22 protein-coding genes are annotated in these 25,870 nt (G+C 59.8%); 17 read left to right on the top strand and 5 right to left on the bottom strand.

The features are described from left to right. Nucleotides 1–92: 92 nt before the first annotated feature. On the bottom strand, nucleotides 93–1,781 hold the full coding sequence (locus HJA_RS06520; RefSeq protein ID WP_081814572.1) for a BCCT family transporter: 1,689 nt from the start codon (nucleotides 1,779–1,781) through the stop codon (nucleotides 93–95). 242 nt (nucleotides 1,782–2,023) lie between these two features. Here HJA_RS06520 and HJA_RS06515 point away from each other — a divergent pair, with 242 nt between their 5' ends. The 5 genes from HJA_RS06515 (at nucleotide 2,024) to HJA_RS06495 (ending at nucleotide 9,707) form a co-directional block, all read left to right on the top strand. Beyond that, on the top strand, nucleotides 2,024–4,606 hold the full coding sequence (locus tag HJA_RS06515; protein WP_035579624.1) for a TonB-dependent receptor: 2,583 nt from the start codon (nucleotides 2,024–2,026) through the stop codon (nucleotides 4,604–4,606). 79 nt (nucleotides 4,607–4,685) lie between these two features. Then, the gene (locus HJA_RS06510) at nucleotides 4,686–6,677 is read left to right on the top strand and encodes a tetratricopeptide repeat-containing sulfotransferase family protein (RefSeq protein WP_035579622.1); all 1,992 of its coding nucleotides are present in this window, start codon (nucleotides 4,686–4,688) and stop codon (nucleotides 6,675–6,677) included. 62 nt (nucleotides 6,678–6,739) lie between these two features. Then, a complete protein-coding gene (locus HJA_RS06505) occupies nucleotides 6,740–7,171 on the top strand; it encodes a MarR family winged helix-turn-helix transcriptional regulator (RefSeq protein ID WP_051597439.1) in 432 nt (143 codons plus the stop codon). Between the two features lie 220 nt (nucleotides 7,172–7,391). Continuing rightward, nucleotides 7,392–8,690 carry an NCS2 family permease gene (locus HJA_RS06500; protein ID WP_035579618.1) on the top strand — a complete coding sequence of 433 codons (1,299 nt, stop codon included), beginning with the start codon at nucleotides 7,392–7,394 and terminating at the stop codon, nucleotides 8,688–8,690. 18 nt (nucleotides 8,691–8,708) lie between these two features. Further along, nucleotides 8,709–9,707, top strand: a complete 999-nt coding sequence (locus HJA_RS06495; protein ID WP_081814571.1) for a 5'-methylthioadenosine/S-adenosylhomocysteine nucleosidase — start codon at nucleotides 8,709–8,711, stop codon at nucleotides 9,705–9,707. Here the strand turns inward: HJA_RS06495 and HJA_RS06490 are convergent. The 3 genes from HJA_RS06490 to HJA_RS06480 form a co-directional block, all read right to left on the bottom strand. Beyond that, nucleotides 9,704–10,963, bottom strand: coding sequence for an acyl-CoA dehydrogenase family protein (locus HJA_RS06490; RefSeq protein ID WP_035579616.1), 1,260 nt, complete (start codon nucleotides 10,961–10,963; stop codon nucleotides 9,704–9,706). The two genes, HJA_RS06495 and HJA_RS06490, sit on opposite strands and share 4 nt — an antisense overlap. Before the next feature lie 14 nt (nucleotides 10,964–10,977). Further along, a complete protein-coding gene (locus HJA_RS06485) occupies nucleotides 10,978–12,102 on the bottom strand; it encodes an acyl-CoA dehydrogenase family protein (protein ID WP_035579614.1) in 1,125 nt (374 codons plus the stop codon). Between the two features lie 100 nt (nucleotides 12,103–12,202). Continuing rightward, the gene (locus HJA_RS06480; RefSeq protein WP_035579612.1) at nucleotides 12,203–13,000 is read right to left on the bottom strand and encodes an enoyl-CoA hydratase/isomerase family protein; all 798 of its coding nucleotides are present in this window, start codon (nucleotides 12,998–13,000) and stop codon (nucleotides 12,203–12,205) included. Nucleotides 13,001–13,265: 265 nt separating this feature from the next. On the opposite strand from HJA_RS06480, the gene HJA_RS06475 reads away from it, so the two are divergent. After that, nucleotides 13,266–15,314: an NADPH-dependent 2,4-dienoyl-CoA reductase gene (locus tag HJA_RS06475; RefSeq protein ID WP_422119968.1), complete on the top strand. Its 2,049-nt coding sequence runs from the start codon at nucleotides 13,266–13,268 to the stop codon at nucleotides 15,312–15,314. A gap of 227 nt (nucleotides 15,315–15,541) precedes the next feature. Beyond that, entirely contained in the window at nucleotides 15,542–16,558 is a 1,017-nt protein-coding gene (locus HJA_RS06470; RefSeq protein WP_035579610.1) for an AraC family transcriptional regulator, read from the top strand. Between the two features lie 7 nt (nucleotides 16,559–16,565). Here HJA_RS06470 and HJA_RS06465 read toward each other — a convergent pair whose 3' ends face one another. Further along, a complete protein-coding gene (locus HJA_RS06465) occupies nucleotides 16,566–17,408 on the bottom strand; it encodes an SDR family oxidoreductase (RefSeq protein ID WP_035579608.1) in 843 nt (280 codons plus the stop codon). 244 nt (nucleotides 17,409–17,652) lie between these two features. Between HJA_RS06465 and HJA_RS06460 the strand changes: the two genes are divergently transcribed. Genes HJA_RS06460 through HJA_RS06415 form a run of 10 tightly spaced genes read left to right on the top strand, consistent with a single transcriptional unit; the run spans nucleotide 17,653 to nucleotide 25,870 of the window. Then, on the top strand, nucleotides 17,653–18,108 hold the full coding sequence (locus tag HJA_RS06460; protein ID WP_035579606.1) for a (2Fe-2S)-binding protein: 456 nt from the start codon (nucleotides 17,653–17,655) through the stop codon (nucleotides 18,106–18,108). A gap of 14 nt (nucleotides 18,109–18,122) precedes the next feature. Further along, nucleotides 18,123–20,309: a xanthine dehydrogenase family protein molybdopterin-binding subunit gene (locus tag HJA_RS06455; RefSeq protein WP_035579604.1), complete on the top strand. Its 2,187-nt coding sequence runs from the start codon at nucleotides 18,123–18,125 to the stop codon at nucleotides 20,307–20,309. A 2-nt stretch (nucleotides 20,310–20,311) separates the two neighbouring features. Then, nucleotides 20,312–20,656 carry a c-type cytochrome gene (locus HJA_RS06450; protein WP_051597437.1) on the top strand — a complete coding sequence of 115 codons (345 nt, stop codon included), beginning with the start codon at nucleotides 20,312–20,314 and terminating at the stop codon, nucleotides 20,654–20,656. Beyond that, complete coding sequence (locus HJA_RS06445; RefSeq protein ID WP_051597436.1) at nucleotides 20,653–21,930, top strand: NAD(P)/FAD-dependent oxidoreductase; 1,278 nt, start codon at nucleotides 20,653–20,655, stop codon at nucleotides 21,928–21,930. Before HJA_RS06450 ends, HJA_RS06445 begins: the two co-directional genes overlap by 4 nt. After that, on the top strand, nucleotides 21,927–22,382 hold the full coding sequence (soxX, locus tag HJA_RS06440) for a sulfur oxidation c-type cytochrome SoxX (RefSeq protein ID WP_035579602.1): 456 nt from the start codon (nucleotides 21,927–21,929) through the stop codon (nucleotides 22,380–22,382). The genes HJA_RS06445 and soxX overlap by 4 nt, the downstream gene beginning before the upstream one ends. Beyond that, nucleotides 22,382–22,861: a thiosulfate oxidation carrier protein SoxY gene (locus HJA_RS06435; protein WP_051597435.1), complete on the top strand. Its 480-nt coding sequence runs from the start codon at nucleotides 22,382–22,384 to the stop codon at nucleotides 22,859–22,861. Before soxX ends, HJA_RS06435 begins: the two co-directional genes overlap by 1 nt. 15 nt (nucleotides 22,862–22,876) lie before the next feature. Beyond that, nucleotides 22,877–23,191: a thiosulfate oxidation carrier complex protein SoxZ gene (gene soxZ / locus HJA_RS06430; protein ID WP_035579600.1), complete on the top strand. Its 315-nt coding sequence runs from the start codon at nucleotides 22,877–22,879 to the stop codon at nucleotides 23,189–23,191. Then, nucleotides 23,188–23,976: a sulfur oxidation c-type cytochrome SoxA gene (gene soxA / locus HJA_RS06425; protein ID WP_035579598.1), complete on the top strand. Its 789-nt coding sequence runs from the start codon at nucleotides 23,188–23,190 to the stop codon at nucleotides 23,974–23,976. Before soxZ ends, soxA begins: the two co-directional genes overlap by 4 nt. Further along, nucleotides 23,973–24,329, top strand: a complete 357-nt coding sequence (locus HJA_RS06420) for a winged helix-turn-helix domain-containing protein (RefSeq protein ID WP_035579596.1) — start codon at nucleotides 23,973–23,975, stop codon at nucleotides 24,327–24,329. The genes soxA and HJA_RS06420 overlap by 4 nt, the downstream gene beginning before the upstream one ends. Before the next feature lie 38 nt (nucleotides 24,330–24,367). Continuing rightward, on the top strand, nucleotides 24,368–25,870 hold the full coding sequence (locus HJA_RS06415) for an NTP transferase domain-containing protein (protein ID WP_035579832.1): 1,503 nt from the start codon (nucleotides 24,368–24,370) through the stop codon (nucleotides 25,868–25,870).

Below are 25,870 nucleotides of genomic sequence, written 5' to 3'. Positions count from 1 at the left end.
TTCACACGATAATTCGCGCAATCGGCCGGTGAGCGTTTAATGGTCAAATGTGGAGAAAATTGGTGGCCGGCGCAGAGCGGGTCCATTTCCCATCACGCGGACTGGCTGGCCTCTTCCGTTTCGCCTGCCTGTTCGGCAATTTCCGCTTCATGGTTCTTCATCGCGCGCAACTCATCGCGCAGGCCAAGATACAGACTGAAACAGCACGCCAGCAGGATGAAGGTGAACGGCAGGGCCGCCGTGATCGTGCCCGCCTGCAGCGATTGCAGGACATCCGTCCCCCCACCGTAAAGCAGTGCTGATGCGGTCAGCCCCAGCATGCAGGCCCAGAACACGCGCTGGGTTACAGGCGCATCCGTCTTTCCGCCGCTGGTAATCGTGTCGACCACAAGCGCCCCGGAGTCCGCCGACGTGACGATGAAGACGACCAGAAGGAAAATCGCGATGATTGAGGTGATCTGCGCCAGGGGCAGGTCTGCCAGCATCTGGAACAGGACAAGCGATGCGCTGGTCATGCCGTCAGCCAGTTCGCCCGTACCCGATTGGTTGAGGGTCAGAGCCGTTTCGCCGAACGCGGTGAACCAGATGACGCAGATGGTGAAAGGCGCCAGCAGAACCACGCCGAAATATTCCCGGACAGTCCGCCCTTTCGAGATGCGGGCGATGAACATGCCGACAAAGGGTGACCAGGAGATCCACCAGGCCCAGTAGAAGATGGTCCAGTCGTGGAACCACACGATGTCAGGACGATCCACCCAGTTGGTGAGGGCTGGTGTATCGGTGATGTAGGCCCACAAATTCTGGCCGAGGCCTGTGAAGATGAGGATGGTCGGCCCGGCGATGACGACGAAGATCAGCAGGCCAAAGGCAATGCTCATATTGATATTGCTGAGAAGCTTCACCCCGCCATCCATGCCGCGCAGGACCGAAAGCACAGCCAGGCCAGTCATGAAGACGATCAGGGCGATCTGCAGGTAGCGGTTCGGCTCGAACCCGAAAAGATATGCGATCCCGCTCGAGGCCTGGGTCGCACCGATCCCGATCGTTGTAGCCAGGCCAAAGACGGTCGAGACCACCGCGAACATGTCGATGATGTGCCCGGGCCAGCCCCAGACGCGCTCACCGAACACATGGTAACAGGCAGACCGGATGCTGAGCGGCAGCCCCTTGTTATGGGCAAAGAAGCCAAGCGCCAGCCCGACAATGGCGTATATCGCCCAGGGGGCCAGCCCCCAGTGGAAAATCGTGGCACTGAAAGCAAGCCGCTCGGCCGCAGGCGTTTCAGGGACAGCGTTCAGCGGGGTGCCATACCAGTCGGTGTAGTAGGCAAGCGGTTCGGCTGCGCCGTAGAACATGAAGCCCACGCCCACACCGGCCGCAAACAGCATGGCAACCCAGGAATGGGTCTTGAATTCAGGTTCGGCCGCCGCCCCGCCCAGACGAATTTTTCCGAGGGGGCTAAAGGTGAGGTAAAGCACAAAAGCGAAGACGATCAGCGGTGTCACCGCAAACAGCCAGTCTGCCCGTTGCAGCGTCCAGGTCTTGGCGGCTGTCAGATATTGCGTCGCCGATTCCGGGAACAGCAGGCTCATTGCCGAGAACAGAACGATCAGGCCTGCGCTCAGGAAGAAAACCGGGTTGTGAACGTCAAGCCCCGCGATTTCGACATTGTCCTGACCGACTTCGTAATCGGTCTCGTATACAAACAGAGTTTCCTCTTCGGAGGTCTCTGCTTCGGTCGCATCAACATCCGCGGCGTTCGGTTCGAAATCTTGGGCCATAAGCGGCTATTGCCGTAATTACGTCGATAGTCAAATTATCGGACTGCAGACCACCAGCAACCAATCCATAAAATGTGGACTTTGTGTAACAGATTGCACCTAATCCTGAGTTATATTCACCTCCAGCCCTTTAGATTATCGAAATAACCCGTTACCTCGACCCTATCGAGCAGCCACGATTCGAATGCTGCGCGCCGCTTTGTTGTGCGCGCCACGGCTGGAGCTGACCCAAGGGGAAGATAATGAAGAAGTTCAAATACGGTGCGTCGCTTCTCGCGATCGCCGGCATTGCCGCGTCACATGCACAGGCCCAGGAAACCGCACCGGCTCAGCCGGCCGCGAAAGTGAAGCGCCTTCAGGCCGTGACCGTGACGGCCACCAAGCGCGCCGAAAGCGCCCAGAGCATTCCTGTTGCTGTGACGGCGCTCGGCGAACAGGAGCTTGAAGCGCTCGGCGTGAAAAGCTTCAATGACTATCTGATCCAGCTGCCGGGGGTGACCGCTGGCGGCGCTGGCCCCGGCCAGAACACAATCTATATCCGCGGCCTCGCCTCGACGACGCCGAACCTGACGGTTGCTGGCGTTGCGGGCCTTGCCCCGAATGTCAGCTTCTATCTCGACGAACAGCCGCTGGCCCAGCCGGGCCGCAACCTCGACGTCTACGCGGCCGATATTGAGCGCGTGGAAGTCCTCTCCGGCCCGCAGGGCACGCTCTTCGGGGCCAGCTCGCAGGCCGGTACGGTCCGCATGATCACCAACAAGCCGTCGCTGAACGGCTTCGATGCAGGCTTCAGCGCGTCCACCTCGTTCACCGATGGCGGTGAGATGAGCAACAGTGTCGAAGCGATGGTCAATCTGCCGGTCAGCGACAAGTTCGCGGTCCGCGGCGTGGTCTACACCGACACGCAAGGCGGCTATATCGACAATGTCGGCGGCGTTCTGACGGCGGAAGAGTCTGCCCGTTTCCGTCCGGAAGGCACTGTTCGCGCAAACGGCGTTCCGGTGAATGCCCAGCGCGCCGGCTTCCAGGCAGGTGCTGACCTGTCCAACGTCAATTTCATTGCTGCCAACAACGGTACGATCGCCGAAAACGACATCAATGACGTGACCTATCAGGGTTTCCGCCTGAGCGGCCTGTATGAAATCAACGAGGACTGGGACATCCTGCTCCAGCACTCGCAACAGCAGATCGATGCCGAAGGTGTGTTCTCCGCCGATCCGGAACTGGACGATTACGACATCGTCCGCTTCACGCCGGAAAGCACCGAGGACAAGTTCAGCAACACCGCCTGGACGGTGAACGGCCGCCTCGGCGCCCTCGAAGCCATCTACACCGGTGCGTATACTGAGCGGACGACGGAACAGGTGGTCGACTATTCGGACTATCTCTTCGTCGGCCAGTACCTGCCCTACTATATCTGCGACTATTCGGTGACCTATCCGGCCGCCGGTGTTGCCCCGACGGGCACATGCTACGCGCCGAACCTCTATGTGACATCGGACAGCGAAACCAAGGTCCAGACGCACGAACTGCGCTTCAACACGCCGGAACAGTATCGCTGGCGCGCAACCTTCGGCGGCTTCTTCAGCGACCTCGAACTGGCTGAGCGCAACGACTTCGTCTATCCGGGCTCGACCCAGGTCGTGTACACGGACGGCACTGTCGGCTTTGCACCGAACTATCCGCTGACAAATACCGATGCCACCGGCGAAATCGGAAGTGCCTATGCGGGGTATTACAGCGAACCGGGCCCGTTCCCGGCGGGCGTGATCTTCCGCAACGACGTGAAGCGGACGGACAAGCAGTTCGGCATCTTCGGTGAAACCTCGTTCGACATCACCGATCAGTTCTCGCTGACCCTGGGTGCGCGTTATTATGATGTCGAAGTGGACCTCGAAGGCAGCGCCAACTCGTCCTTCTACAACCTGTACACCGAAAGCGACCAGCAGGTCTTCGGTACCAATATCTCCTACATTTACGGCCCGGACAGACCGGCAGGCAACCCGGACAAGGCCGCCACAGACGGCATGATCTACAAGGTCACCGGTGAGTGGACGCCAACGGCCGACCTGCTGTTCTATGCCACCTATTCGGAAGGCTTCCGGGCCGGCCTGCTGAACCGCCCGGGCGGCACGCAGGGACCGGGTGGCTATGTGGTGCCGTATGCGGTGGATACGGACGAAGTGAAAAACTATGAGTTCGGCTGGAAAACGGAACTCTTCGACAATTCGCTCCGCTTCAACGGATCTGCCTTCTTTGTCGAGGTCGACGGCCTGCAGACCACCATCTTCGATCCGTCGATCGTGAACCTGTTCTTCTCGGACAACGCGGCGAATGCGGAAATCAAAGGAGTCGAAGGTGACTTCACCTGGGCGCCGTACTCCATCGAAGGCCTGACGGTCGCCGGTGCCTTCTCCTTCCTGGATACGGAAATCACGGAAGTTCTGGTGCCGACCAACGACGTCGTCAAAGGATCTGACCTGGCGTTCGCGCCGTCCTATCAGGGCAATCTGCGCGTTCGCTATGAGTGGGATCTCGACCAGCAGATCGCCGGCCAGTCGCTGCGCGCGCACGTGATGCCGCAAATCGTCTTCTCGGATGACTCCTTCACGGATGTGATCGAGATCAACAAGATGAAGCTCGACGGTTATACGACGCTTGGCGCCACCGCCGGTGTGACGGGTGACAACTGGACGGCCGAACTGTTCGCCTCGAACCTGACGAATGAGTATGCAGCCCTCAGCGGCAGCTTTGTCTATGACCGCGAACGCGTCACGCCGATGCGGCCACGGACAATCGGTTTCCGCTTCTCCTACGACTACTAGGACAGGCTGAGACTTGATCCTGAAGCAGCGCCCTGACACTTTCAGGGCGCTGTTTTCTTATTGAGGAATACCCGACGCAATGACCGACCTGGCCGCCCCCGAAAATGCCCTGCAGCAGGCGCAGAAAGCCATTCAGGCTGGCGATTTCCAGGCCGCGTCGAAAATCACCGGCGACATTCTGGCAACACAGCCCCAGAACCGGGACGCGCTCTACATGGCGGCGGTCTGCGCCCGCTATCAGAACCGGCATGATGACGCGTTTGCACGCCTGGCTGAGCTGAAAGCCGCCTCGCCGGACTATGGCCGGGCCTGGCAGGAAGAGGGCCACCTGCGCCGGAAACTGGGGGACAATGCCGGTGCCCTGACCGCGTTTGAACGCGCCACACGTTACAACCCGTCCCTCATCGCCAGCTGGAATGCGCAGGCTGACCTGCATACCGCAGCTGGAAACCCTGTTGCAGCGAGCAGTGCGCAGGCCCAGGCCCAGCGCCTGCAAACCCTGCCCCGCGAACTTCTGGCGGTGACCAATCATATCCATGAAGGCCGTATCTTCCGGGCGGAGGAGATCGCGCGCGCCTTCCTCCAACGCAATCCAACCCATGTGGAAGGCATGCGCCTGCTGGCCGACATCGGCTCCCGGCTGGGCGTTCAGGAAGACGCCGACTTCCTGCTGGAAAGTGCCGTGGAGCTGGCGCCTGACAATATCCAGCTGCGGCTCGACTATATTCAGGTCCTTCGCAAACGTCAGAAATTCGCCGCAGCGCTGGAACAGGCGCAGATCCTGATGGACCGCGATCCGGACAATCCGGTCTTCCAGTCCCACTATGCCATTGAGAGCATGCAGGCCGGGGACTATGAGACGGCGCTCGACTACTTCGAACGTGTCCTGAGCGTGCTGCCAGATGATCCGGCCACGCTCGTATCCCGCGGCCATGCCCTGAAGACCTATGGCCGCACAGACGACGCCATCACGTCCTATCGCCGTGCAGCGGAAGTTGCGCCGGGTCATGGTGACGCCTGGTACGGCCTGGCCAATCTCAAGACCTATCGTTTCAGCGATGCCGAGCTTACGGCCATGGAAGCGGCCGCAGCCTCCCCGGATCTGGATCATGCGTCCCGCATTCACATCGCCTTCGCCCTCGGCAAGGCCCGGGAAGACCGGAAAGACTATGACAAGGCGTTTGCGGCTTATGCCAGCGGCAATGCCCTGAAACACCAGACGGTGCGCTACACGACCGAACAGATGCAGGCAGAATTGTCGGCGCAAAAGACGCACTGCACGCGAGACCTGTTTGAAAAACAGTCCGGCAAGGGGTGCCCGGCGCCGGACCCGATCTTTATCGTGGGCCTGCCGCGCGCCGGGTCCACGCTGATCGAGCAAATCCTGGCCTCACACCCACAAGTCGACGGCACGCTGGAACTCCCCAACATCCTCTCGCTGGCCCACCGGCTGCGCGGCCGAAGCCAGATCACGGACCGGGATCGCTATCCGCGCATCCTTCATGAAATGAGCGCGGAAGACCTCTGCGCGCTCGGTGAAGACTATATCGAGAATACGCGCATCCACCGGCAGGGCGCGCCCTTCTTTACGGACAAGATGCCGAACAATTTCCGGCATATCGGCCTGATCCACCTGATCCTGCCGAATGCGAAGATCATCGACGCGCGCCGCAACCCGATGGATTGCTGCTGGTCGGGCTTCAAGCAACTCTTCGCGGAGGGGCAGGAATTCACCTACAGCCTGGATGACATCGGTCATTACTATCGCGCCTATGTCGACATGATGGCGTACTGGGAGTCCGTCCTGCCGCCGGGGCGCATATTACGGGTCCAGCATGAAGACGTCCTTGATGACCTCGAAAGCCAGGTTCGCAAACTGCTGGATTATTGCGGCCTGCCCTTTGACGAGCGCTGTGTGAACTTCCACCAGACGGAGCGCGCTGTCCGCACGGCCAGCTCTGAACAGGTCCGCCGCCCGATCAACAAGGCCGGACTTGAACAATGGCGCCCATATGAGGCACATCTTGGCCCACTGAAATCTGCGCTGGGTCCGGGCCTCGCGCCATCTTAGGTTTGAAGCCATTGAGTACACGATCTGAAGACGCGCTTATCGCCTTGAGGAGGATCCAGCGGATGACCGAGCTGGCATCCAAGCGCCTCGCCCGGACGGCTGGACTAACCCCGTCACAGCTGAGCGTGCTGCGCATCCTGACGGAATTTCCCGAAGTTTCGGCGGGCTATCTCGCCGAAGCCACGCAATTGAAGCACGCTACCATCACCAGCCTGATCGACAAGCTCGAAGCACGGGGCCTTATCTCGCGCCGCAAGTGCGATGAAGACAAGCGCCGGGTCTGGTTACGCCTCTTGCCGGAGGGCAAGGCCGCGCTGGCGGATGCGCCTGATCCGTTGCACCAGATATTCTCAGAACGCTTCAATGCCCTGCCGGACTGGCAACAGGCGATGCTGATTGCCTCGCTGGAACAGGTAACCAACTTGCTGGATGCCGAAAACCTGGATGCGGCGCCCGTTCTTCATGTCGGTGAACTCGACAAGGAGCCCTTGTAGACTGCGGCAGCTCAAATCCTGAACGCGCGCAATTGCATCCGATCAGGCTTCTGGTTTGCACCATGCTGTCTCCGGCATGCCTTTTGGCAAGCTATGCCGGAAACGGTTCTTTTTGCGGCCAGACCAATCCGCCAGCCAACTATTCGATCCGCCGGGCTTGACGTGGCCGCCGGTATGCCAAGTCTTCCGATGAAATCGTGCGGGAGATTCTGGCCTTAAGATGCTGAACAAGCTTTTCGATCTCGACGCCCGGGGAACGACCGCCCGAACGGAAATCATCGCCGGACTCACAACCTTCCTGGCGATGTCCTACATCATCTTTGTGAACCCAGATATTCTGGCCAATGCGGGCATGGACAAAGGCGCCGTATTCGTCGCGACCTGCCTGTCTGCCGCGATCGGCTCCGCAATCATGGGGCTTTATGCCAATTACCCGATCGCCATTGCGCCCGGCATGGGGCTGAACGCCTATTTCACCTATGGTGTGGTGATTGGCATGGGCCTGCCCTGGCAGGTCGCACTGGCGGCGGTGTTCCTGTCCGGCCTGATCTTTGTGGCGCTGAGTTTGCTGCCGATCCGCGAATGGATCATCAATGCAATTCCGCTGGAATTGAAGATGGCAATCTCCGCCGGCATCGGGCTGTTCCTTATCATCATCGGATTGAGCGGTGTCGGCATCATCGTCTCTCACCCGGCGACAATCGTCGGCCTCGGAGACCTGGGCCAGACACCTGCGCTTCTGGCGATCATGTGCTTCTTCCTGATCGGCATTCTGGAAGCCAGGAAGGTGCCGGGAGGCATCCTGATCGGCATTCTGGTCACGACGGTGACGGGCGTCCTGATCGGTGCCGCGCCGCCTCCGGGACTGGTCTCCCTGCCTCCCTCAATCGAGCCGACCCTTTTTGCCCTCGACTGGTCCCAGGCGCTGGAGGTTGGCATCGCGGTCGTCGTCATCTCCTTCCTGTTTGTGGACATGTTCGATACGGCGGGCACGCTTGTCTCTGTCGCGCACCGGGCAGGCCTGCTGGACGAGAAAGGACACGTCATCAACCTTCGCAAAGCCCTGATTGCAGACAGTACCGCGACGGTTGCAGGTGCTGCACTCGGAACCTCTTCTGCGACCAGCTACATTGAGAGCATTGCCGGCGTGAAAGCGGGAGGCCGCACGGGGCTAACGGCCGTGACAGTCGCTGGCCTGTTTTGCCTGGCCCTGTTTTTCGCGCCGCTGGCCAGCGCAGTGCAGCCCTACGCCACCATGCCGGCGCTTGTTTATGTCGGATGCCTCATGACCGGTGGCCTGACCCATGTGAACTGGTCGGATCCGACGTCCTATATGCCCGCAGTCATCACAGCCATTGCCATGCCGCTGACCTATTCCATCGCGAACGGCATCGGCCTCGGCGTCATCGTCTATGTCGTCCTGAAAACCGGCGCAGGCCGGTGGAAAGACATCAGTCCCGGCGCGCTCATCCTGGCCGCAGCCTTCCTGACCAAATTCATCTTCCTCGACTCCGTCTGACCCGAAAGGCGCCCCTTCATGCTGCACGCTCTTTCCGGCAGGTTCGCTGCATGTCTGATGCTCGCGACCATCAGCCTTGCTGGCGCCTGCGCGACGCCACCATCCGAGGCGACCCCCGAACCGGCGGCAAGCGCCGTCCGGATTGTTGCGGATACGCGTGCTCGGATCGCTATCGCCACGGCGTATGGTCCGGAATTCCGGGTGCTCCTGCCCTCACTTGAACAGGCCGAGGAACACAAGGTCCAGGGCGTCTCCTATTGGACCGGGGAGTTGGAGGGTCAGCCGGTTGTCCTGTTCAAAACCGGGGTGAGCATCGTCAACGCCACCATGAACACCCAGCGGCTGGTGGACGAATTCAATATCACGCACATCGTGGTCAGCGGCGTTGCCGGCAGCCTCGATCCGGACCTGTCCATTGGCGACGTCATCGTGCCGGAACGCTGGGCCAAATATGATGAAGCGACATATCTGAGGGAAACGGAACCTGGCATCTACAAGGCACCATTCCCCGGCGTTGCGCCCATGGCCCCCACATTCGGCTTCATGGGAACGCGCGGTGTACGAATTGCCACCGCCGATGACCCGGCACCGGCACCACGCCTGTGGTTCAGTGCAGATCCCGGCCTTTTGAAGATCGCCACCGCAGCATCTTCCCGGACAGAACTCACGCGCTGTGACAAGGAAAGCCAGTGCCTTCCGTCCGAGCCTGTCATCCGGATAGGCGGCGCAGGCCTTTCAGGGTCCGTGTTCATGGACAACAGAACCTATCGCGACTACCTGCACGATACGTTTGATGCGCAAGTGGTCGAAATGGAAACGGCCGCCATTGGCATGGTCGCCTACGCCAATGGCATTCCCTTCATCGCCTTCCGGAGCGTTTCAGACCTGGCCGGGGGCGGAGAGGCCAGCCAGAACGAAATACGGGCATTCGAACACCTCGCCGCGCAGAACTCTGCCGCTCTGGTGTCCGCATTCCTGCGCCAGCTTGCCAGCCCGGAAAGCTCCGGAACCAATTAGGACTTTCGCGTTCCGCTTGTTGGAATGTCCTTGAACGGCACATTCTTGTCGACACGAATATCGCCTGGCAGTCCGAGAACCCTCTCGCCGATGATGTTGCGAAGGATCTCATCCGATCCCCCTTCAATACGGGTCGCCGGAGAGCGCATGAGAATGGACTGGAAGCGGCCGTTCTGCGGACTCGTCTCATCCCACTGGACGCCTGCCTGTCCCTGAAGGTCCAGTGCGTAGATCGCAAGATCCTGCAATGTGGCCCCCGCGACAAGCTTGCCGATGGAGTTTTCCGGTCCCGGAGTCTCGCCTTTGGACAGGGCCGTAATGGCACGCATGCCAGTATATTTCAGGCCGCTCTGCCGGACCGCGAATTGAGCGAGCTTCGACCGGACAGCAGAATCCTCAACCGCGGGCTTGCCATCAATTTCGGCCTCCATGCAGAACCGGAACAGTTCCGGAAAGCCGGTGGACATGCCCGAGCCAATGGACAGGCGCTCGTTCATCAGTGTGGTGAGAGAAACCTCCCATCCCTGCCCGACGGCCCCCAGTCGCTGTGCATCCGGAATGCGGACATCCGTGAAATAGACTTCATTGAACCCTGATGCACCGTTTGCCTGCTTGATTGGCACGACCTTCACACCCGGCGTCTTCATCGAAAGGAAGAACATCGTCAGGCCCTTGTGCTTTGGCACAGTCGGGTCCGTCCGCGTGATCAACAGGCCCCAGTCTGAATTCTGGGCACCGCTGGTCCAGATTTTCTGGCCGTTTATGATCCAGTCCCCGGAGCCGTCATCTGCTTTCACGGCGCGCGTCCGCAGGCCAGCCAGGTCAGAGCCGCCAGCAGGTTCGGAGAAGAGCTGGCACCAGACCTCTTCGCCACTTGCGAGCGGCGGCAACAATTCGCGCTTCTGCTCTTCCGATGCCCAGGCCATGACGGTCGGCCCGCACATGCCGTGGCCGATCGTGAACAAACCGCCAAGAGCCGCGTAGGGCCCTTCTTCCTGGCCCCAGATAACTCGTTCAATCGGGGTGCGCGCGGCGCCGCCATATTCCTTCGGCCAATGCAGGCAGGCCCAGCCGGCATCGAATTTCTTCTTCTGCCACGCCTTGGCTGCAGCAATCGGGTCTTCGCTTTCAACGGCGTTGGACCCAAAATTGGCGCGGCGTAATTCGTCTTCCAGATGCTTCGGTGCGTTCGCATCGATCCAGGCCCGGACTTCCTTACGGAAAGCTGCTTCTTCGGGTGTGTCTTCGAAATCCATGTCCCTGCCCTTCCTTATGCCGCTGTTTCTGCGTTTCTGGCGCCCATGCGCTCAATCAGTTCGCTTTCCCACGTGGAGAGCGATCCGAGCGCCAGGGCCAATGCGTTGGATCGCCGGTAATACAGATGGCAATCGAACGCCCAGGTGAAGCCCATACCGCCATGCACCTGAATGTTGTTCTTGGAACAATGCTGGAAAGCGGTCGTTGCCGACACACGAGCCGTAGCTGCCGCAATCGGCATTTCTGCGGGGCTCGCACCAAGGGCCCAGGCACCGTAATAGCAATTGGACCGTGCCAGCGTGGCAGACACATACATATCGGCCAGCATATGCTTGATCGCCTGGAAAGAGCCGATCGGGCGCCCGAACGCCATACGTTCCAGCGCATAATCGCGCGCCATTTCCATGGTGCGGTCCGCACCACCCAATTGCTCAAACGCCATCAGGATCGCCGCCCGGTCCATCACCTGCGAGGCGATATGCCATCCATCGCCTGAAGGCCCCAGGCGCTCAGCCGGAGTGTTGGTGAACGTGATGCGTGCCTGACCTCGCGTCGGATCAATGGTTTGCAGTTCTTCCCGAACGACGCTGCCATCGTCCAGCGCAACCAGGTAGAGGGATATTCCGCCTTCCTCGTCACGCGCCGCGACAACGGCGAAATCTGCATCGCATCCATCTGCGACCGGCGTTTTCGTACCCGAGAGTTTCCCATTCGATTCGCGGACCATGATCTTGTCCGGACTTGCACGCCCCTGCCCCTCGACCAGGGCAAATGTGCCTATGGCCTCACCGGACGCAAGCTTCGGCAGCCACTCAGCCTTCTGGCTGTCGGATCCGGCCTGCATCAGGAATTCCGCAGCCAGATAGATCGACGAAGAAACCGGCACCGGCGCCAGCACGCGTCCGAGCTCTTCTGCCACAACACAAAGCTCGAGGTGACCAAGCCCTACACCACCATATTCTTCCGGGATGGCGGCGCCGAGCAGGCCCATTTCCGCAAGCCCTGCATAGAGCGGTTTGTCATAGCGCTCGCTGCCTTCCAGTACGGCCCGGACCGTTTCGGGCGGACACTTTTCGGCAAGAAAGCGGCGCACCTGATCGCGCAGCTGCTTCTGCTCGTCTGAGAAGTCGAGGTTCAAGTTTGCCTCCTAATATTATGTTTCATCCAAGTGTCAGAGGCTGCCCGGGATGGGTCAAGCCATGCCGCAAAGGCATAGGCGCGAATTTACTTCGCAGGCCTCAGGAGTAGTTAGGTTTACGCTTTTCGAAAAACGCCGCGATCCCCTCGGCGAAGTTCGGATCGTTCGCCGTGAGAATCTGGTTTCGGTCCTCAATCGCCATCGCAGCTTCCAGACCGGAAACATCGACCGCAATATTCAACCCGTCTTTTGTCAGGCGCAGTCCAAGCGGTGTCGCATGCAGCATGTCCTCGGCGAAGGCGTCCGCTTCTCTGCGCAGTTCGCTGCCATGAACCACGCGGTTTGCCAGTCCGATCTCCATGGCGCGCTGCGCAGTGATAAACCGCCCGGTCAACATGTACTCGCTGGCAAGAGACATCCCGACCATGCGAGGCAGGAAGTAGGAAACGCCCATATCACAGGAGGAAAGCCCGATCCGGATGAAAGCGGCATTCATACGCGCATCTTCGGCCAGAATGCGAATGTCGGATGCGAGCGCGAGCGCGAAGCCGCCTCCACTGGCCGCGCCCTGAACCAGGCTGATAATCGACTGAGGGCACCGCCGCATCGCCACATAGATCTCGGCAATGGACCTCTGATTGTCCAATCCCTGCTCGATACTTCTTTTGCCCTGGCTTCCTGAAGGCTCCTTGAGGTCCAGCCCGGCACAGAATGCGCGGCCGGCACCTTCGAGGATGACCACTCGGACAGACCGCTCGAAATACAGGGATTGGAACACGTCTCTGAGTTCTGAAACCAGTTGCGGGTTCAACGCATTCAGCCGGTCCGGACGGTTCATCCGGATGGTCAGAACCTCACCAGCCTGCTCCAGAATCAGGGCCTGATAGTCGGATTTCATGGTCTTTCACCTTCATCTTTCTTCCCATGAGTGTGAATGGACATACGCCGGGCAAGCAAGACCTGCCCTAGCGGAATGACCTTCCGTAGGCCTACGATCCAGACGAAATACTGGCTCAGCAACATTCCCCAAGGGCAGGTTCCGTCAGTCTTTTCAGATACCGCAAAAGCGATCTAAAAAGCTTGTGATCCGGGGCAGATACTTCGTAACCTTATCTCTGCTCCGACTTGCCCAAAGACTGAGCCCACAGCACGAACAAGACACGATGAGCTTCATGACCAGCACGACGACCAAATACCCTCACCTCTTTTCGCCACTCCGGATCGGCGCCGTGACAGTCAAGAACCGGGCGATCATGGGATCAATGCATACCGGGCTGGAAGAGCAGGAAGACGGGCACATCCGCATGGCGGAATTCTTCGCCGAACGGGCCCGCGGCGGCGTTGGCCTGATCATTACCGGCGGCATTTCCCCGAATGAAGAAGGCGGGTTGGGGGCCAAACTCTCAAACGCCGAGGAAGTCGCCCGACATCGTGTCATCACGGATGCCGTTCACGCAGCAGACCCGGACGTGCGCATCTGCATGCAGATCCTCCATTCCGGACCGCTCGCGCCGCATGACAAATGTGTCGCTCCCTCCCCGGTCAGGTCGCGCATCGCCCGGTTCGTTCCCAACGAACTCGATGAAACCGGAATCGAAAAACAGATCGCGGACTTCGCCAATTGCGCAAAGTGCGCCCAGGATGCGGGGTATGACGGGGTCGAGATTATCGGCTCTGCCGGTTATCTGCTCTCAACCTTCCTTGTCGAGAAAACCAATCTGCGCACAGACCGGTGGGGCGGCTCCTTCGAAAACCGCATGCGGTTCCCGCTGGAGATTGTCCGCCGGAGCCGGGCAGCAGTTGGTGAGGACTTCATCATCATCTTCCGCATCGCCGCCATGGACATGCTGCAGGGGGGCATGTCGTGGGAAGAAGTCGTACAGCTTGCCCACGAGTTGGAAAAGGCCGGCGTATCGGTCATCTCGACCCACTTTACCTGGCACGAATCCGCCGTGCCCACCATTGCCACCATGGTCCCACGCGCGGCCTTCACCAGCGTGACCGGCCGCCTGAAAAAGCAGGTCTCCGTTCCGGTGATTACAAGCAACCGGATCAACATGCCGGATGTCGCGGAGGCCGTACTGGAGCGCGGAGACGCAGACCTTGTCTCGATGGCCCGACCGATGCTCGCCGACTCCCAATTCATGAAAAAGGCCGCTGAAGGCCGCGAAGACGAAATCAATACCTGCATCGCCTGCAATCAGGCCTGCCTTGACCACACCTTTGGCGGAAACCAGGAAGTGAGCTGTCTCGTCAACCCGCGCGCATGCCATGAGACACAGCTTGTCTACAAACCAACGAATGCTCCGAAGCGCATCGCTGTGGTAGGCGCCGGCCCTGCAGGACTGGCCTATTCCACAATTGCGGCCGAACGCGGACACAAGGTGGACCTGTTCGATCAGTCCCCTGAGATTGGAGGCCAGTTCAATCTGGCCAAGAGAATTCCGGGAAAAGAAGAGTTTTATGAAACGCTTCGCTACTTCAAGCGCCAGATCGAGGTGACTGGCGTGAACGCGAAGCTCGGAAAACGCGTGGATGCGGATTTTCTCAAATCCGGCGCTTATGATGAAATCGTTCTGGCGACCGGCATTGCCCCACGGACTCCCGGAATCAAAGGCATCGATCATCCGAGCGTGGTTGGCTATATCGATGCCATTCTCGGCAACAAGCCGATCGGCAAACGCGTTGCCATCATCGGCGCCGGTGGCATTGGCTTCGATGTGGCGGAGCTGATCACCCATGTGGGCAAGTCGTCTGCGCTCGACATCGACAAGTTTGCCAAAGAGTGGGGGATCGATTTCGAGAACCACCCGAGAGGCGGCGTCACAGGCGTGGAGCCGGTGGTTGAGGAATCTCCCCGGGAAGTCTGGCTGTTGCAGCGCAAGGACACTGCCGTTGGCAAAGGACTGGGAAAAACCACCGGTTGGACCCACCGTCTGACGCTGAACCGGAAAGGCGTAAAAATGGTTCCGGGCGTCACTTATGAAAGCATTGACGATGCCGGGCTGCATTGTCTGGTCGATGGGAAGCCGATGACACTGGAAGTGGATACAATCATCCTTTGTGCCGGTCAGGAGCCCCTACGTGACGTGTACGACGCATTTGAAGGCTCCGCCGAGAATGTGTCCCTTGTCGGCGGGGCATACGAAGCTGCCGAACTCGACGCCAAGCGCGCAATCAATCAGGCGGCCAGACTGGCTGCGCAGGTCTGATCTCCGCAGAAGGCCGCATATTCTCTGTACTGTTTTCGCATGTGCTGCCATGCTGGTGTCCGGCTATTATCAAGCCACACACTCACAACAGCGACTTCAAGCGCGACAGAATGGTCCTCGCCTGGCGAAATAACGTCATGAAGGCTTGAGCAAGGCCAAAAACGCCCTATGGGAGTATTTGGTGATCAGGCGGGGTGAGTTGGCCAGCAAGTGCGGGATCGGGGAACATGACATACGTCCTTGCGATGTTTGTAAAAAAAATGATCGATCAGTCGCCAGCTTCGCTGAACCGGTCGGATTTGTTCGCAAGTACAGGCATTACCGAAGCCGAGGCGTCAAATCCGGCCACGATGGTGCGTGACACCACCTATTACACTCTGCTTGAAACCATTGCTGCCGCCGAAGCTCCTGACATCGGCTTTCACCTGAGAACTTCGGCTGCCATGACCTGCGCGGACTTTGGCGCTGTCGGGCTTGCCTGGAAGTCTGCGCCGACCCTGCGCCGGTCTTTCCGGCGGATGGACCGCTATGCGCGCGCGTACAACACAACCGCGACGTTCCGGCTCGTCGAGAAAGACGGGATCTGCATGTGGACCCACCAGCGGACGGAGCCCGAACGGCTGGGCATGCACCTCTCCACCGAGGGAACACTGGGAACCTATGTCGCGATGTGCCGCGAAACGACTTTTCCGGAAAACAAGCCCCAGGCCATCCAGTTTCGTCACGCCGAACCCGCGGGATCTCTTGCGGCCCTGGAGGCCTATTTCCGCTGTCCGGTCACCTTTGGCGCAGACATTGACGCAATCATCCTGCCTGAAGAGCGGCTGGATCAGCCAAATGCCGTCGGGGATGAAAGCATCTGGAAGTTCCTGACATCCCATATTGAAGAAACACTTGTCGAAGAACCGACAGAAAGCGCGCTTGACCGCCGGGTCGTCCTTCAGATCGCCAACATGCTCAGCGAAGGTATCCCCACCCTCGCCGACATCGCCTTATCCCTTGGCATGAGTGCCCGAACCCTGCAGCGCCGCTTGTCCGAACAGGGTTACACATTTCAGGCACTGGTCGACGAGGCCCGCCGGCAGATGGCGGAAAAATTCCTGTCCGACACACGCTATTCCATCGCCGAAGTGGCTTTCCTGACCGGCTTTTCAGAACAAAGCGCTTTTACACGCGCGTTCAAACGCTGGGCCGGTCAGACGCCCGGCTCTTTTCGCGACGGAACACAGGAGCGCAGGATCTGAGCCTCGCTCAGAGGACATAGTGATCGCCTGATGCCCTCACGGTGATGTCCCCGATGGAAACGCCTTTGGGCTGATTGATTGCATGGATGATCTGGTCGGCGATAAATTCAGGATCCAGCACGACATAATTCATCTGTTCGGGATCCACGTTGGAAGCGTCCAGAGCTCCGTCCCGGTACTGTCCGATAAGTTCCACATATTCACCGGCATTCTGGCCAACGATACCGATCACGGCGGCGGGATTGACAACACCGGCACCGAGCCCTGTCCCCGGCACGCCGGTCGGCTTCACGATCGTCACCTTGATCTTGCCCCGCGCTTCAACCCTCAGGGATTCCGACAGGAAGTTCACGGCAGATTTGGTCGCCCCATAGACAGCTGCGCCATAGGTCGGAAAATTGCCGTAGATGGACGAGACATTGATGACGTGCCCCTCTCCCTGCGCCATCATCTGATCGAAGACACAGACAATACCGTTGAGCACACCTTTGAAATTGATGTCGATACAACGATTCCATTTTTCAAGCGCGGCCTGATGGTCAGCATAGAGAGCAAGCGGCATGATGCCGGCATTGTTCAGCATGACATCGACCCGCCCATAGGCGCTTGTAGCGGCGCCTGCCAATGCGTTCATCTGCTCAATGCTGGTGACGTCAGCAGGAACTGCCTGCGCAATTCCGCCTGCGTCGCGTATGTCCACGACGCTTTTCTCTAAAGCTGCTTCGTCAATATCAGCACAGGTGACCTTCGCACCGAGAGCCGCAGCCTTGGCACTCACCAGCTTCCCGAACCCGCCAGCCGCACCCGTAACGATGATCGATTTGCCTTCGACGTAGTTTTTCTTGTCCATTTTGTCCCTCCTGCTGAACCAATGCCGATTTGCGATGGTCAGGAGGTCATATCCTTTTACTATTCCAGGCTGCGGTCCAAGAGGTGTCCTCGCGGCACAAGCCACTCAACTTCCGTTCAGAAACGGAGACGTGAGGGCCCGTGAGACCAGATATAAAAAATTTTGGGCCGCCAGGGAGTGCAATGCCGGAACGATTGGCTTAGTCTTCACCCAAGGGAACAGTGTCAGGAAGTCGGAGCAAGAAATGGCTACTCTCAAGATCAACGGACAGGTAATGACGGTGGATGTTGACGAGTCGACCCCGCTGCTCTGGGTCCTGCGGGAGCAACTTGGCCTGACCGGAACCAAATATGGCTGCGGAATCGCTGAGTGCGGCGCCTGCACCATCCATATCGATGGCCAGGCCGTCCGGTCCTGCGTCTATCCCGTGGGCGCACTCTCCGGAGAAGAAGAAATCACGACAATCGAAGGCCTCTCCGAAGATGGGAGCCATCCGGTCCAGCAAGCCTGGGTCGAACTTGATGTACCGCAATGCGGGTATTGCCAGCCCGGCATGATCATGGCGGCTGCGGGCCTGCTGAACGAAAACCCGGACGCCACAGACGAAGACATCGACGCAGCCATCACCAATATCTGCCGGTGCGGGACATTCACACGCGTCCGCAAGGGCATTCACCTGGCCAAAACGAAGAAAGCCTGAGGAGGATTCGAAACATGACTTCTATAGCAGGCATCTCCCGCCGCGGATTTATCGTCGGCACAGGCGCCACCGGACTGACAATCGGTATTCTCTCAGCTTGCGCTCCGGGCGATAAAGACGCCCCGGCGGACGCCGGCCCGCCACCACCGGAAGTGAACGCATGGGTCCATATCGGCACCGACGATGTGGTCACGATCCGTATCGCCCGCTCGGAAATGGGTCAGGGCACTCTGACCGGCTTGGCTCAGCTGGTCGCCGAGGAGCTGGAATGCAACTGGGACTATGTGAAGACCGAATACCCGACCCCGGGCGAGAATCTTGCGCGTGACCGGGTTTGGGGCGACTTCCTGACAGGCGGCAGCCGCGGGATCCGCACCAGCCAGGACTATGTACGCGAAGGCGGTGCAGCTGCACGCATGATGCTCATTCAGGCCGCCGCCAACCGCTGGGGTGTGCCCGCCGAAGAATGTTCTGCCGCCAAAAGCATCATCACCCATGACCCGACCGGCAAGACCCTGCGATTCGGCGAAGTTGTCGCAGATGCTGCGAAACTGCCGGCGCCGGAGGCTGTCACGCTGAAAGATCCTTCCGAATGGGAGCTGATCGGCAAGCCGGTTAAACGGCTGGACACGGTCGACAAAGTCACCGGGAAACAGCTCTACACCACTGACATGAAGATGGACGGCATGCTGAACGCTGCCGTCAAAGCGGCACCGAAACGCGGCGGAACGCTGAAATCATTCGATGCAGAGGCTGTCAGCTCAATGCCCGGCGTGAAAGCGGTGGTGAAGGTCGATGACACCGCCGTGGCCGTAGTGGCCGACTATTGGTGGCAGGCAAAGACGGCGCTCGATGCGTTGCCCATCGAATGGGAAGCTGGCGAAGGCTCCAACTTCTCAAGCTCTGCCTTCGAGGCAGACCTCATTGAGGGGCTGACGGCCAACGAAGCCTTTGTGGGCAACAAGGTCGGCGATGTCGACGCGGCTTTTGAAGGGGCCGCGCAGGTCATCGAAGCGCGTTACAATGCCCCCCACCAGAACCATGCCTGCATGGAACCCATGAACGCCATCGCGCTGTGGACGGCAGACAAGTGTGAGGTCTGGTGCCCGACCCAGAATGGCGAAGCCGCACTGGCCGCTACATCGGAAGCCGCAGATCTGCCGATCCAGCAATGCGAAGTCTATAAACAGCTGCTCGGTGGCGGTTTTGGGCGCAAAGGCGCCACGGATTACATCTCGCAAACCGTTAAAATCGCAAAGCAGATGCCGGGGACTCCGATCAAATTGCTCTGGTCCCGTGAAGAAGACATGGAGCAAGGCTTCTACCATCCGACCACCAAAGCTCGTTGCCAGGGCGCACTGGATGCGGACGGCAATCTCCTTGGCCTGAAAATCCGGATCTCTGGCCAGTCCATCCTGGCAGGCATCATGCCTCAGGCTCTGGTGGACGGCATGGACATCGTCGTGTTCCAGGGGCTGCTGCCCTCTGGCGTCGATCCCCGCGTCGAAGACCAGACGATCAAGTACACTTTTCCGTCGCTGCTGGTGGATCATGCAATGCGAAACCCGCCTGTCCGGCCGGGTTTCTGGCGCGGTGTGAACGCCAACCAGAATGCCATCTATCTGGAATGCTTCATGGACGAGCTGGCGTATGCTGCAGGCCGCGATCCATTGGAGTTCAGGCTGGCGCACCTCAAGGACAGCCCGAAAATGGCGGCCGTCCTGCAAGCGGTGGCTGACAAGTCCGGATGGGGCGCCGATGACGGATTGTCCCGCGGGCTCTGTGGCTTCTACTCCTTCGGCAGCTATACTGCGGCCTGTGCGGAAGTGACTGTCGATGACGATGGCGCCTTGAAGATGCACCGCATCGTCGCCGCCACTGACCCCGGCTACGCTGTGAACCCGCAGCAGATCGAAGCACAGGTCTTCGGCTCGTTCGTCTACGGTCTTTCAGCGATGCTGCACGAGGAAATCACCTTCGAAGAAGGCGAGGCACAGCAGAAGAATTTCAATACCTACAATTCGATGCGGATTGCCGAAATGCCGGACGTTGAAACCCTGGTCATGCCATCCGGCGGCTTCTGGGGCGGTGTGGGCGAACCCACAATCGCCGCTGCACCGCCGGCCGTGCTAAATGCAATCTTTGCTGCGACCGGCAAGCGTATCCGGCAGTTGCCCCTCAAGGACCAGGCACTGAGATAGAGATGCTCAAGCCGTCAGTAAAGCTGACCGCGTTCGCTTTGTTCACGCTTCTCGTCAGCGCCTGTGAGTCGGCGCCGGCCGGAACGCAGACTGAAGACGCCTCCGGTGAGGTTGCCGATCTCAGCGCGCCAGCCATCCTTGCGCTCTCCTGCTCCGGATGTCACGGGCCGCAGGGCGGCGCGATTGCCAGCCTTGAAGGACGAACGTCAGACCAGATCCGCCTGTCCCTTCTGCACTACAAGTCTGATGTTGACGGCGGCAGCGTCATGCATCGCATGATGCGTGGCTATACCGAAGCAGATATTGACGCGATCAGCACCTATCTTGCGGAGTCGGTTACGGAATGACGGACGCTTTTCTCAACAGACGCGATCTCCTGCTGTCGCTCTCCGGAGTAACCGCCTTTGCGGCTTTGCCTTTTCCGGCCGCCGCACAAGTCCGTGCCCGCCTTGTCGTTATCGGAGGCGGCTTTGGCGGCGCCACGGCAGCACGCTTCCTGAAACGCGCCATGCCATCTGCGTCCGTCACGCTGATAGAGCCGAACGCGGATTATTATGCCTGCCCCTTCAGCAATCTGGTGATTGCCGGCATGCGTGACCTTTCAAAGCAACGCTTCGGCTATGATGCGCTGAAAGCCGAAGGCATAGACATCGTTCCTGACGCGGCCGTCGATGTCGATCCTGTGGCCCGGACAGTTTCGGTAAAATCCGGAGACACCCTTCCTTACGACAAACTCGTCCTGTCACCGGGAATCGATTTTCGCTGGGGCGCCATCGAAGGGTATGACAAGGCCGCTGCCGATCTGATGCCTCACGCGTGGAAGGCCGGTCCTCAGACCGTGCTGCTTCGTAAGCAGCTTGAGGCTATGGAAGATGGCGGCCTTGTCGTTATCTCAGTTCCGCCTGCCCCGTTCCGCTGCCCGCCGGGCCCTTATGAGCGCGCCAGCCTGATCGCCCACTATCTGAAAACGCACAAGCCGAAATCACGCCTTCTGATTCTGGACGCGCAGGACAAGTTCTCGAAACAACCCCTGTTTGAACAGGCATGGAGTGATCTCTATCCGGACGTAATAGAACGATACGGCGCCAATGAATTCGGCCGTGTCGTATCGGTCGCGCCGGCATCAGGCATTCTGTCGACAGAGTTTGAAGACATTCGCGCCGACGTGGCCAATGTCATTCCGCCCCAGCAGGCCGGTGCGATTGCCCACAAGGCCGGTGTGGCCGACATGACAGGCTGGTGCCCGATCGATCCCTTGTCTTTCAGTTCGACGCTCCAGCCTGACATTCACGTCATCGGCGACGCGACAATTGCTTCCCCCATGCCGAAATCAGCCTTCTCGGCCAATCTGCAGGCCAAACTTTGCGCCTTGCAGATCACGGCGATCCTCTCGGGCCAGGCGCCTGAACCGACGACCCTGACCAATACCTGCTATTCCTATCTCTCGGACGACACGGCCGTTTCGATTACGGGTGTCTACACGAATGCCGACGGCACGCTGCAATCAGTTCCCGGGTCGGGTGGCCTCAGCCCGCTGATGGCTGAAGACATCATCCGACATAATGAAGCACTGCAGGCGAGGACCTGGTTCCACACAATTACCGGGCAGACATTTGGATGAAACCGGCCGCTGCAGCCGCCTTGCTGTGCCTCCTTGTCCCGTCTGCGTGCAACCAGGCCTCGAATGACCGGCTGGCAAGTCCGGTAACAATTGTGGGAGACGCCGTTCCAGCCCCGCTTGAGGGCCGGCAAGGTGATGCGCAGCGCGGGCAGCAGGTTTTCACGTCGCGAGACAGCGGGCATTGCCTCCTCTGCCATCAGCTGGCCAGCCTCGACGCTGAGTTTCAGGGCAATGTCGGGCCGCCCCTGACCGGTATCGGCGACCGTCTGGATGCAGGCCAGATCCGGTATCGCATTATTGACGCCCAAACCATTTGGCCAGACACTGTGATGCCATCCTACTACCGGACAGACGGGCTTCGTCAGGTCGGCGAGGCGTACAAAGGCGCACCCGCCCTTAACGCTCAGGAAGTTGAAGACCTGGTCGCCTTTTTGGAAACGCAGACAGACTGATGCAGACAGGCCATAAGAAACAGACAAGGCAGCTCCTGACGCGCCGTGCCATTCTGGCGTCGACAGCCGCCGTGGCTGTGGGCTCTTTTCTTGCTCCAGCCGCCTTTGCCACTCCGGAAGATGCAGATCAGGCCATCCGCGAGCTTTTCGGCGACCGCCCCATCAATGAAGGCCGGGTTACCGTCACCCTTCCGCCGATTGCGGAGAATGGCAATTCGGTGCCTGTGGGGGTCACCGTCACCAGCCCCATGAGCGAAGACGATTATGTGAAGCAGATCGTCATCCTGTCTCCGCGAAATCCCATCGCAACCATCGCCCGGTTCCAGTTGGGTCCGCACGCCGGCCGCGCCGACATCTCCACCCGTGTCCGGATGGCGGGGACACAGACCCTCCGCGTCGTGGCCGAGATGAGCGATGGCACGCTCTGGTCCGGCACGGGCAGCACCTATGTCACGCTCGCAGCGTGCATCATCGGCTGAGGGAGGCGCGCCGACATGATCCGCATATCCGCGCCCGACACGGCCACCGCCGGTGAAATCATCGAACTGAAGGCGATGATCCAGCATCCCATGGAAACGGGCTACCGCCGTGACTCCAAGGGTGAAACAATCCCGCGGAACATCATCAAGCAGTTCCGCTGCACCTATGATGGCAACATCATCTTCGAGGGCGAGTTCTTTCCGGGCATCGCAGCCAATCCCTTCCTGACCTTCCACGCCCGCGCGACCCGCACGGCCATGATCGAATTCAGCTGGACAGACCAGCATGGTGAGCGCTGGAGCGAAGAACGGTTGCTGACTGTGTCATGAGGCGGCTTGTCGCCCTCGCGCTTCTTCTATCGGCCTGTGGCGGACAGAGTGGGGAGTATGCGCAGCAGAGCCAGATTCCTCCAGAGGCTATCCAATCCGGCTACACATTCCTCCAACCTGAGACGCAGGCTCTGCAGGACGATGATTTCGCCAATCCGGGCTTCCTGTGGGTGGACAAGGGCGAGACCTTGTTCAACCAAATCCCGGAGACCGGCGCGCCTGCCTGCGCTTCCTGCCATGCAGCTGACAATCGCCCGCTCTCAGGCGTCGCGGCGCACTATCCCGTGATGGATGAGGAAACGGGGAAACTGATGAACATCGAAGCACGCATCAATGCCTGCCGCGAGCGTCATCAGGATCTTGCCCCGCTCGACCATGAAAGCGATGCGCTCCTCGGACTGACGGCCTATGTTGCAAGTCTCGCGCGGGGCGTGCCCATATCCGTCAATATCGATGGTCCGGCCAGAAACTATTATGAGGCAGGTAAAGACTATTTCTTCCTTCGCAAAGGCCAGTTCAACCTTGCCTGCAGCCAGTGTCATAACGACAATTGGGGCAAGAAACTGCGCGGCGACACGATCAGCCAGGGCCATGGAAACGCGTTCCCGGCATACCGCATGGAATGGCAGACCTTCGGATCGCTTCACCGACGCCTACGCGATTGCGATTCCGGCATTCGCGCAGAGCCCCTGGACTACGGGTCGGCGACTTATATGGCGGTGGAACTCTACCTCGCAAAACGGGCGGAGGGGCTGGCCATGGAATCCCCGGGGGTGAGGCGATGAGGGCAAAGGACAAACCCGGTCTCAGCATCCGGATCAACCTGCCCGGCGGCGGGCGCTTCGGCCCGGGCAAGGCTGCCCTGCTCGACGCGATTGCAGAACTCGGTTCACTCAACAAAGCCGCCAGTCAGCTGGGCATGTCCTATCCGCGGGCGCGCAAACTGGTCGAGGAAATGAACCGGGACTTTGATACGCCCCTCGTCCTTTCCAGCCAGGGCGGTACGGACGGCGGCGGCTCCCGGCTATCCGAGACGGGCCAGAAATTGCGGGACGTATACCGCCAGCTCTGCCAGCGGTCAGACGCGCACAATAAAGCGCTACTTGAACAAATCGGGCAGTTCACAAAAGGGAAATAGGGCTGTCGCATTATAAATGACCGTTTATAATGCCTCTCATGTCCGGATCCGCTCCCCTCTATGCCGAACATCCGCAGGATGTGCTGGGCCAGTGGCTTGCATGGCGGCAGGAAGGGCCGGTTGCACTTGTCATGGTCGCATCGACGGAAGGCGGCAGCGTCCGGGCACCGGGCGCGCTGATGGCCGTGTCGGCATCGGGCCAGAAGTGCGGCTATATTTCCGGCGGCTGCGTGGACGCAGATGTCGTCCTGCAGGCCCGGCAATCCATCGAAGACGGCAAGCCCCGGTCGCTCCGCTATGGCACCGGGTCGCCTTTCATCGACATGCCACTGCCCTGTGGCGGCGCAATCGACATGATAATCCTGCCGGATGCAGACGCGACGGAGATTCGCCGTTGCCACGATGCCCTGGTCGCACGCCAGTGGGCTTATCTCTCCCTGCCTGGTCTGGACGCCCCCTTCTGCTACACACCAAAGCTCCGCATCCGGATCGCCGGGCGCGGCGCAGATGCCCTGGCACTCGCGCGCCTTGTCCGGGCAAGCGGTTACGGGCTCTCGCTTCAATTGCGCGATGGCGAAGACATTGAAGAGGCCAGGCGGGACGGGTTCATGGATGCCGCAGCCTTGCAATCGCCGGACAGTCTGCCGGGGCTCACCGACGACCCATGGACGGCCTTCATCCTGATGTTCCACGATCCGGACTGGGAGGCAGCCCTGCTGAAACAGGCGCTTTCCGGAAAGGCTTTCTATGTCGGGGCGGTCGGCAGCCGAAGGACCCAGGAACGCCGGCGGGCGCGCCTCGCAGAGGAGGGCCTCCCCGCCATCCGGATAGACCGTGTGCGCGGCCCCATCGGTCTTGTTCCCTCCATGCGGGACGCCTCAATGCTCGCCGTTTCCGCACTTGCTGAAATCATTGCGGCCTACAGGGACGCGCAGCACAATCCATTTGCGCAGACGGCAGTCCTCCTCCTCGCTGCTGGGCAATCAGCGCGCTTTTCCAATGGAGATAAACTTCTGGCCGACCTTGACGGGCGAGCCGTCCTCAGCCATCCGGCGAGCCTGCTTCAGGACACCCCGGTCGCAGCACGGATTGCCGTTGTCAGTCCCGGTCAGGAGGGACGGCGGCACCTGCTTCAGACCACAGGCTGGCAGACCGAAGAAAATCCAGACAGCGCTGCGGGGCAATCAACCAGCCTGAAGGCCGGCATTGCCGCCATACGCGCAATCCCCGGGGTCGAACGTGTCCTCATCCTTCTGGCAGACATGCCTTTTGTCTCCGAAGCGCATTTGTCCGCCCTTCACAGGGCCATGGCACCGGAGACAGATGCCGTCATGTCCAGTATGGGAGACGTGTTATGTCCGCCTGCCATATTCTCGGCCCGTACTTTTGATCCGCTCTCGAACATAAGTGGTGATGCCGGAGCAAAAAAAGTTTTCAATTCGCTGAGTATCACCGAAACGGTTTCCATTCCCGAAGACGAAGCCATCGACATTGACACAATTGAAGACCTGGCCCGCGCTGCCAGCGCACAGCCCGCATAG

It is taken from the genome of Hyphomonas jannaschiana VP2 (assembly GCF_000685215.1).
GTDB lineage: Bacteria > Pseudomonadota > Alphaproteobacteria > Caulobacterales > Hyphomonadaceae > Hyphomonas > Hyphomonas jannaschiana.
Note: the sequence above shows the minus strand (reverse complement) of the source record. Positions and strands in the feature narration are given on the sequence as shown.

Coding starts and splice junctions, on each gene's coding strand:
- HJA_RS06520 (WP_081814572.1), bottom strand. CDS start 1,781: ATGGCCCAAGATTTCGAACCGAACGCCGCGGATGTTGATGCGACCGAA.
- HJA_RS06515 (WP_035579624.1), top strand. CDS start 2,024: ATGAAGAAGTTCAAATACGGTGCGTCGCTTCTCGCGATCGCCGGCATT.
- HJA_RS06510 (WP_035579622.1), top strand. CDS start 4,686: ATGACCGACCTGGCCGCCCCCGAAAATGCCCTGCAGCAGGCGCAGAAA.
- HJA_RS06505 (WP_051597439.1), top strand. CDS start 6,740: ATGACCGAGCTGGCATCCAAGCGCCTCGCCCGGACGGCTGGACTAACC.
- HJA_RS06500 (WP_035579618.1), top strand. CDS start 7,392: ATGCTGAACAAGCTTTTCGATCTCGACGCCCGGGGAACGACCGCCCGA.
- HJA_RS06495 (WP_081814571.1), top strand. CDS start 8,709: ATGCTGCACGCTCTTTCCGGCAGGTTCGCTGCATGTCTGATGCTCGCG.
- HJA_RS06490 (WP_035579616.1), bottom strand. CDS start 10,963: ATGGATTTCGAAGACACACCCGAAGAAGCAGCTTTCCGTAAGGAAGTC.
- HJA_RS06480 (WP_035579612.1), bottom strand. CDS start 13,000: ATGAAATCCGACTATCAGGCCCTGATTCTGGAGCAGGCTGGTGAGGTT.
- HJA_RS06475 (WP_422119968.1), top strand. CDS start 13,266: ATGAGCTTCATGACCAGCACGACGACCAAATACCCTCACCTCTTTTCG.
- HJA_RS06470 (WP_035579610.1), top strand. CDS start 15,542: ATGACATACGTCCTTGCGATGTTTGTAAAAAAAATGATCGATCAGTCG.
- HJA_RS06465 (WP_035579608.1), bottom strand. CDS start 17,408: ATGGACAAGAAAAACTACGTCGAAGGCAAATCGATCATCGTTACGGGT.
- HJA_RS06460 (WP_035579606.1), top strand. CDS start 17,653: ATGGCTACTCTCAAGATCAACGGACAGGTAATGACGGTGGATGTTGAC.
- HJA_RS06455 (WP_035579604.1), top strand. CDS start 18,123: ATGACTTCTATAGCAGGCATCTCCCGCCGCGGATTTATCGTCGGCACA.
- HJA_RS06450 (WP_051597437.1), top strand. CDS start 20,312: ATGCTCAAGCCGTCAGTAAAGCTGACCGCGTTCGCTTTGTTCACGCTT.
- HJA_RS06445 (WP_051597436.1), top strand. CDS start 20,653: ATGACGGACGCTTTTCTCAACAGACGCGATCTCCTGCTGTCGCTCTCC.
- soxX (WP_035579602.1), top strand. CDS start 21,927: ATGAAACCGGCCGCTGCAGCCGCCTTGCTGTGCCTCCTTGTCCCGTCT.
- HJA_RS06435 (WP_051597435.1), top strand. CDS start 22,382: ATGCAGACAGGCCATAAGAAACAGACAAGGCAGCTCCTGACGCGCCGT.
- soxZ (WP_035579600.1), top strand. CDS start 22,877: ATGATCCGCATATCCGCGCCCGACACGGCCACCGCCGGTGAAATCATC.
- soxA (WP_035579598.1), top strand. CDS start 23,188: ATGAGGCGGCTTGTCGCCCTCGCGCTTCTTCTATCGGCCTGTGGCGGA.
- HJA_RS06420 (WP_035579596.1), top strand. CDS start 23,973: ATGAGGGCAAAGGACAAACCCGGTCTCAGCATCCGGATCAACCTGCCC.
- HJA_RS06415 (WP_035579832.1), top strand. CDS start 24,368: ATGTCCGGATCCGCTCCCCTCTATGCCGAACATCCGCAGGATGTGCTG.